This window comes from Mycolicibacter sinensis (assembly GCF_001667375.1).
Lineage (GTDB): Bacteria > Actinomycetota > Actinomycetes > Mycobacteriales > Mycobacteriaceae > Mycobacterium > Mycobacterium sinense_A.
Genome location: NZ_LZIN01000084.1, coordinates 49962 through 56197 on the forward strand (window position 1 = coordinate 49962; position 6236 = coordinate 56197).

A 6236-nucleotide genomic window follows, 5' to 3' on the forward strand; every position below is an offset into this window, starting at 1 on the left:
TGGCGTCGCCCCCGCAAATGGTCACGTGATGGCGTTAACCGCCGTCAAAAGCTTCGATTTGAAGGAATCCGGCAGCGGAATGGAGCCGTACTGATCCAGCCCGTCTTGGCCGGGGCCGATCGCAGCCTGCATGAACGCCTTGACGGCCGCGCCGGTGGCGTCGTCGGGGTATTTCGAGCAGACGATCTCGTAGGTCGCCAGCACAATCGGGTAGGCGCCCGCCTCGGTCGGCTTGTAGAACGACGACGTGTCCAGCACCAGGTCATTGGGTTGCCCGGACGGCGACGCGAACTTCGCCCCGGCGATCGTCTTGCCGACCGAGTCGGCGGAGATGGACACCGGCTTGGGGCCTGCCGAGGTGATGATCTGCGCCATCGGCAGCTGCTTGCCGACCGCGAACGACCACTCGTTGTAGGTGATCGAACCGTCGGTGTTCTGCAGCGCAGCCGAGGTGCCGTTGTTCCCGGCGGCTCCGTCACCGACACCGCCGTTGAACATCTCCCCCGTTCCCCCGTTCCACGCGCCGTCGGAGGCACCATCGAGATACTTCTGGAAATTGGCGGTGGTGCCCGACTTGTCGCTGCGGTAGACCACGTGGATGGGCGTCGAGGGCAGCGGTACGCCCGCGTTGAGCGCCTTGATCGCCGGATTGTCCCAACTACCGATAGTGCCGTTGAAGATCTTCGCCAGCGTGGGGCCGTCCAGGGTCAGCGCGTTGACCCCGCTGATGTGATAGGTCACCGCGATCGGGCCGAACACGATCGGCAGATTCCAGGCCGGCGAACCGCACCGCTCCGCCGCGCGTTCCGGCTGGCCTTTGGCGGCGTCCAGCGCCACATCCGACCCGGCGAGATCGGTCTGGTTGCCGATGAAGTCGTCCACCCCGGCGCCCGACCCGTTGGCGTTGTAGTCCAGGGTGTGGCCCGGGCACGCCCGGATGTAGGCGTAGACGAATTGCTCGATCGCGTTCTCCTGGGCGGTGGAGCCGCTGGCGTGCAGTTCCGGCTTTCCGCCGCAGTCGACCGACGAGGCGCCGGCCGCCGAGCCCGACTCACCGGAATTTCCGCCGCAGGCCGAAACTATCAGTGCGCCAACAGTGAGCAGAGTCAGTAACACGGTCCCGCGGCCGATTTTCACAGCTCACAACTGTACTCCGCCCGAGGCGAGCGGGATGCTGGTTGGAGACGGCTCTGCCGGGGTACTTCACAAGGACGACAGCGGTCCGCGAGCCAATCCGGGTACGCGACAAGCTTTGCGGCGGTATCGTCGTCGCACCCACCCGGGGGCGCAACCGAAAACGGAGGTCACGATGCGATTGGGCAACGTACTCGGCACGGTGGCGTTCATCTGGTTGCTGATCGGGGCGATCGCGGTGTGGCAGCGCGGCTATCTGGAAAATGCCGAGCCGACGTGCCGCTCGGCGGGCACCATCGCACTGACCGTGCTCGCCGGGCCGCTGAACTACGGCGGCGTCAATCCTCAAGTGGCGCAATGTGAGCTGCCGCAGCCCAGCTCACTTCCCGACCGCAGCATCGAACACCTCATAGGAATGGAGTCGCCATGATCGGCCTGGGAGTCCTTCTGCTCATTCTCGGTTTCGTGTTCGGGATCCAGATTCTGTGGAGCATCGGCATCGTCCTGCTGGTGATCGGCGCGGTCCTGTGGATCTTGGGGTCCGTCGGACGTCCGGTCGGCGGCCGCCGGCATTGGTACTGACCGCCCGGCTACACGAATTCCCAGGCGGCGCGGGCGATCGCCAACTCCTCGTTGGTGGGAACCACCAGGACCGTGGTGCGCGAGGCGTCGGTCGAGATGATCCGCGCGCCGGTGCCGATTCGGTTGCGGTGCGGGTCGACGGCGATGCCCAGCCCGTCCAGACCCGCCAGGGCGTCTGCACGCACGTCGGGCACGTGCTCCCCCACCCCGGCCGTGAAGGCGATCGCGTCGACGCGGCCGAGCACCGCCAGGTACGCCCCGACGTACTTGCGCAGCCGATGGATGTAGACGTCGTAGGCCAGCGCGGCCGCCTCGCCTGAAGCTCCCCCGGCCGCCCGCCGCTGCAGCAACTCCCGAAAGTCGTTGACGCCACTGAGTCCTTTCAACCCGGAGCGGCGGTTCAGCAACTCGTCGAGCTGCTCGACACCCATCCCGGCGGCCCGGTCGAGGTGAAACAGCACGCCGGCGTCGATGTCGCCGCTGCGGGTGCCCATCACCAGCCCCTCGAGCGGGGTCAGCCCCATCGACGTCTCGACCGCCACTCCCCCGCGCACCGCCGACGCCGAGGCGCCGTTGCCCAGGTGCAACACGATGGTGTTCAGCTCGGCCGGGTCGCGCCCGAGGGCTGCGGCCGTCTCCCCGGAGACATATTGGTGGGAGGTGCCGTGGAATCCGTAGCGGCGGATGCCGTATCGGGTGGCAACGCCGTGATCGATCGCGTAAGTCGCGGCCGCGGACGGCAGCGAATGGAAGAAGGCGGTGTCGAACACCGCGACGTGCGGAACATCGGGAAAATCCTTGCGGGCCACCTCGATCCCGATCACATTGGCCGGATTGTGCAGCGGCGCCAACTCGGCGAGCCGTTGCACCTCGGACACCACCGCATCGGTGATCAGCGTGGGCGCGAAGAACCGGCTGCCGCCGTGCACCACGCGGTGCCCCACCGCGCGCACCGCGGCCAGATCGACCCCGGAATCGATGAGCCGCCGATGGATCAGCCGCAGCCCCGCGGCGTGATCGACGACCGGCCCGCCCTCGCCGATCTGCTCCACGTGTCCGGAGAGCACCGCGGTTCCAGCGCCGGGATCGACGAGCCGGTACTTGATCGACGACGAGCCGGAGTTGAGTACCAGCACCAGGCCGGGATTGGTCACGAGCCGACTCCTTGCGCCTGGATCGCGGTGATCGCGACGGTGTAGACGATGTCGTCGACCAGTGCGCCCCGGGACAGGTCGTTGACCGGTTTGGCCAAGCCCTGCAGCACCGGCCCGATCGCCACCGCTCCGGCGCTGCGCTGCACCGCCTTGTAGGTGTTGTTTCCGGTGTTCAGGTCTGGGAACACCAGCACCGTGGCCCGCCCGGCGACCGGCGAGTCGGGCATCTTGGCGGCCGCCACCGTCTCATCCACGGCGGCGTCGTACTGGATCGGACCGTCGGCGAGCAGGTCGGGGCGACGCTCATGCACCAGTTGCGTTGCAGCCCGCACCTTCTCGACGCCCGCCCCGGAACCGGACTCACCGGTCGAGTACGACAGCAGCGCCACGCGGGGTTCGATACCGAACGCCTCTGCGGTGGCCGCCGAGGAGATGGCGATGTCGGCCAGTTGCTCGACCGTCGGATCGGGGACCACCGCACAGTCGCCGTAGGCCAGCACCCGATCCGACAAACACATCAGGAACACACTGGATACCGTCGACACCCCGGGCGTGGTGCGGATGATCTCGAAAGCCGGACGGATGGTGTGCGCAGTGGTGTGCGCGGCACCCGACACCATCCCGTCGGCGATCCCCAGCTGCACCATCATGGTGCCGAAATAGGAGATGTCGCGCATGATCTCGCGAGCGCGATCCTCGGTCATCCCCTTGTGTGCGCGCAGCCGGGTGTATTCGGCGCCGAACGACTCCAGCAGGCCACTGGTGCTCGGGTCGACCACCTGCGCAGCGCCCAGGTCCACCCCGAGTTCGGCGCCGCGCCCGCGTACCACATCCTCGACCCCGAGCAGGGTCAGATCCACGATGCCGCGCGACAGTAACCGCCCTGCCGCCAACAGGATCCGGTCGTCAGAGGCTTCCGGGAGCACGATATGGCGCCGGTCGGACCGGGCCCTTTCCAGCAGCCGGTACTCGAACATCTGCGGGGTCACCACCGCCGAGGCCGGCACCCGGACCCGTTCGGCGAACTCCGCACCGTCGACGTGGGCGGCCATCACCGCAAGCGCGGTGTCGATCTTGCGCAGCGAGTCGACGGTGATCCGGGACCCGGTGTGCGACACCTGTTCGGCGGTGTCGTAGGTGCGGTGGCTGCTGGCGATCAGCGGCAGCTTGGGCCGCATCCCCTTGACCAGTTTGTCGATGGCCGGGTGCGGCAGCAGGCCACCGTTGAGGATGATGCCTGACAGCGACGGGAACCCTTGCGCTTCATGGGCGTTCAGCAGCGCCAGCAGGACTTCGGAGCGGTCGGCCGGCACGATCACCACCTGCCCCTCGGTCAGGCGCTCCAGGATGTTCTCGGCTGTCATCCCGCCCACCATCACGCTGAGCGCCTCCCGGCGCATCAGCTCCGGGTCGCCGCTGTAGACGGTGCCGCCCAGGGCCGTGCAAAGTTCAGCCATCGTCGGGGCGGACAGCAACGGCACTTCCGGAACCGCGAACGCCGGCACGCCGATGTCGGCCATCGCCTGGGTGACCTCCGCCAGCAGGCCGGGGGCGCAGCGGTTGGCGATCACCGCGACCGGCCGGGCGTGCACCGAGGCCACATCGGTCAGACAACGCGCGGTGATCTCGGAGATCGCGTGCGGGTCGCGGTTGTGGCCGTTGACCGCCAGGACCAGCGGCGCGCCCAGGTTCACCGCGACGCGGGCATTGAAGCTCAACTCGCTCGGGTTGACGACGTCGGTGAAGTCGCTGCCGACCACCAGCACCGCGTCGCATTGCCGGGCGACTTGGTGGAACCGCGCGACGATCTCACTCAGCGCGGCTTCGCGATCGGCGTAGACCTGCTGGTAGGTCACCCCCCGGCAGCCGCGGTGGTCGTCGAGCTGGGCGGTGGCGTGTGCGAGCAGCAGTTCGAGTTGGTCGTCGGGCTCATCGAGCGACCGGACGATCGGCCGGAACACCCCAACCCGCGCCGACGAGGCGGCCAGCAGGTGCAGCAGCCCCAGCGCGATCACGGTTTTGCCGGCGCCTCCCTCGGCGGCGGCCAGATAGATGCTCGACGCGCGAGCCGGTTCAGCTTCGGTCATGGTGTGTTCAACCTAGACCAGCGCGAGCTCAGCCGATCCGATCGATCGCCGAGCGCAGTCGCGCCACCGTTCCCTCGATGTCGGCCAGTTTGTCCAGACCGAACAGGCCCAGCCGGAAGGTGCTGAACGTCGACGGTTCGTCGCATTGCAGCGGCACTCCAGCCGCGGTCTGAAGTCCCTGCGGCAAAAACTTTCTACCGGTGCGGATTTCGGGGTCGGTGGTGTAACTCACGACCACGCCGGGCGCTTCGAATCCCGCTGCGGCCACGCTGGGGAAACCGTGTTCGGCCAGCAGCGCGCGCACCTTGCGGCCCAAGGTGAACTGCTGCTCGCACACCGCGCCGAAACCGCGCTCGCGGGTCTCGGTCATGGCGTCGCGCAGGCCGCTGATGACACCGGTCGGCATGGTGGCGTGGTAGGCGTGGCCACCGTTCTCGTAGGTCGCCATGATCTCGCGCCACTTTTTCAGATCCAGCGCGAAGCTGGTGCTTTGCGTGCGGTCCATGACCTCGAGCGCCCGGTTGGACAGGCAGACCATGGCGCAGCCCGGCTCGGCGCTCCAGTCCTTCTGCGGCGCGGTCACCAAGACGTCGACCCCGAGCGCGGCCATGTCGGCCCAGACCACGCCGGAGGCGATGCAGTCCAGTACGAACAGGCCGCCCACCGCCGTGGTCGCCGCGCCGATGCGCGCCAGGTAGTCGTCGGGCAGCAGGATTCCGCTGGCGGTTTCCACGTGCGGGACGCACACTATCGCCGGCCGGGTCCGCGCGATCGCCTCCTCGACCTCGACGATGGGCGCCGGCGCCCAGGGTGCCTGGTCGCCGTCGCCCGTTGGGCGCGCTTTGAGCACCGTGATGCGGTCGGTGATGCGGCCGGCCTCCAAAATTTGGCTCCACCGGTAGCTGAAGAACCCGTTGCGGACGACGAGTACCTCGGCATCGTTGGCGAACTGGCGCGCGACGGCTTCCATGCCGCAGGTTCCGTTGCCGGGCACCACGATTGCCGCGTCGGCGTGGTAGACCTCGCGCAGCGTGGCCGAGACGTCGGTCATGACGTTCTGGAAGCGTGCGGACATGTGGTTGAGTGCCCGGTCGGTATAGACGACGGAGTACTCCAGCAAGCCGTCGGGGTCCACCTCGGGCAGCAGTCCTGGCATGAAGCTCTCCTAGTCGACGAGCCGCGATGTCATCGGGCCGCGGTTCAGCGCAGCAGGTGGCGGCTCATGACGACGCGCTGGATCTGGTTGGTGCCCTCGTAGATCTGGGTGATCTTGGCGTCG

At 67.8% G+C, this 6236-nt stretch carries 7 protein-coding genes; 2 read left to right on the plus strand and 5 right to left on the minus strand.

Features of this window, described 5'->3' with window-relative positions; all coding sequences use genetic code 11:
- Positions 1 to 21: 21 nt before the first annotated feature.
- The gene (gene pstS / locus A5771_RS17785) at positions 22 to 1137 is read right to left on the minus strand and encodes a phosphate ABC transporter substrate-binding protein PstS (protein WP_064856511.1); all 1116 of its coding nucleotides are present in this window, start codon (positions 1135 to 1137) and stop codon (positions 22 to 24) included.
- A 172-nt stretch (positions 1138 to 1309) separates the two neighbouring features.
- Here pstS and A5771_RS17790 point away from each other — a divergent pair, with 172 nt between their 5' ends.
- Together A5771_RS17790 and A5771_RS23455 are read left to right on the plus strand one after the other, a co-directional pair.
- On the plus strand, positions 1310 to 1564 hold the full coding sequence (locus tag A5771_RS17790) for a hypothetical protein (RefSeq protein ID WP_064856512.1): 255 nt from the start codon (positions 1310 to 1312) through the stop codon (positions 1562 to 1564).
- Positions 1561 to 1716, plus strand: coding sequence for a DUF6131 family protein (locus tag A5771_RS23455; protein ID WP_165606183.1), 156 nt, complete (start codon positions 1561 to 1563; stop codon positions 1714 to 1716). The genes A5771_RS17790 and A5771_RS23455 overlap by 4 nt, the downstream gene beginning before the upstream one ends.
- 8 nt (positions 1717 to 1724) lie before the next feature.
- Here the strand turns inward: A5771_RS23455 and A5771_RS17795 are convergent, their stop codons facing one another.
- From A5771_RS17795 to A5771_RS24140, 4 genes are all read right to left on the minus strand, one after another.
- Positions 1725 to 2870 (minus strand): acetate kinase, encoded by a 1146-nt coding sequence (locus A5771_RS17795; RefSeq protein ID WP_064856513.1) that lies wholly within the window; start codon positions 2868 to 2870, stop codon positions 1725 to 1727.
- A complete protein-coding gene (gene pta, locus A5771_RS17800) occupies positions 2867 to 4957 on the minus strand; it encodes a phosphate acetyltransferase (RefSeq protein WP_064856514.1) in 2091 nt (696 codons plus the stop codon). Before pta ends, A5771_RS17795 begins: the two co-directional genes overlap by 4 nt.
- A gap of 28 nt (positions 4958 to 4985) precedes the next feature.
- The gene (locus tag A5771_RS17805) at positions 4986 to 6113 is read right to left on the minus strand and encodes an aminotransferase class V-fold PLP-dependent enzyme (RefSeq protein WP_064856515.1); all 1128 of its coding nucleotides are present in this window, start codon (positions 6111 to 6113) and stop codon (positions 4986 to 4988) included.
- A gap of 44 nt (positions 6114 to 6157) precedes the next feature.
- A partial coding sequence (locus A5771_RS24140) for a hypothetical protein (protein ID WP_131808888.1) occupies positions 6158 to 6236 on the minus strand: 79 nt, incomplete at its 5' end.

What these genes read in the sequence shown, in the direction of transcription:
- A5771_RS17790 (WP_064856512.1), top strand. Translation starts at nt 1,310, where the DNA reads ATGCGATTGGGCAACGTACTCGGCACGGTGGCGTTCATCTGGTTGCTG.
- A5771_RS23455 (WP_165606183.1), top strand. Translation starts at nt 1,561, where the DNA reads ATGATCGGCCTGGGAGTCCTTCTGCTCATTCTCGGTTTCGTGTTCGGG.
- pta (WP_064856514.1), bottom strand. Translation starts at nt 4,957, where the DNA reads ATGACCGAAGCTGAACCGGCTCGCGCGTCGAGCATCTATCTGGCCGCC.
- A5771_RS17805 (WP_064856515.1), bottom strand. Translation starts at nt 6,113, where the DNA reads ATGCCAGGACTGCTGCCCGAGGTGGACCCCGACGGCTTGCTGGAGTAC.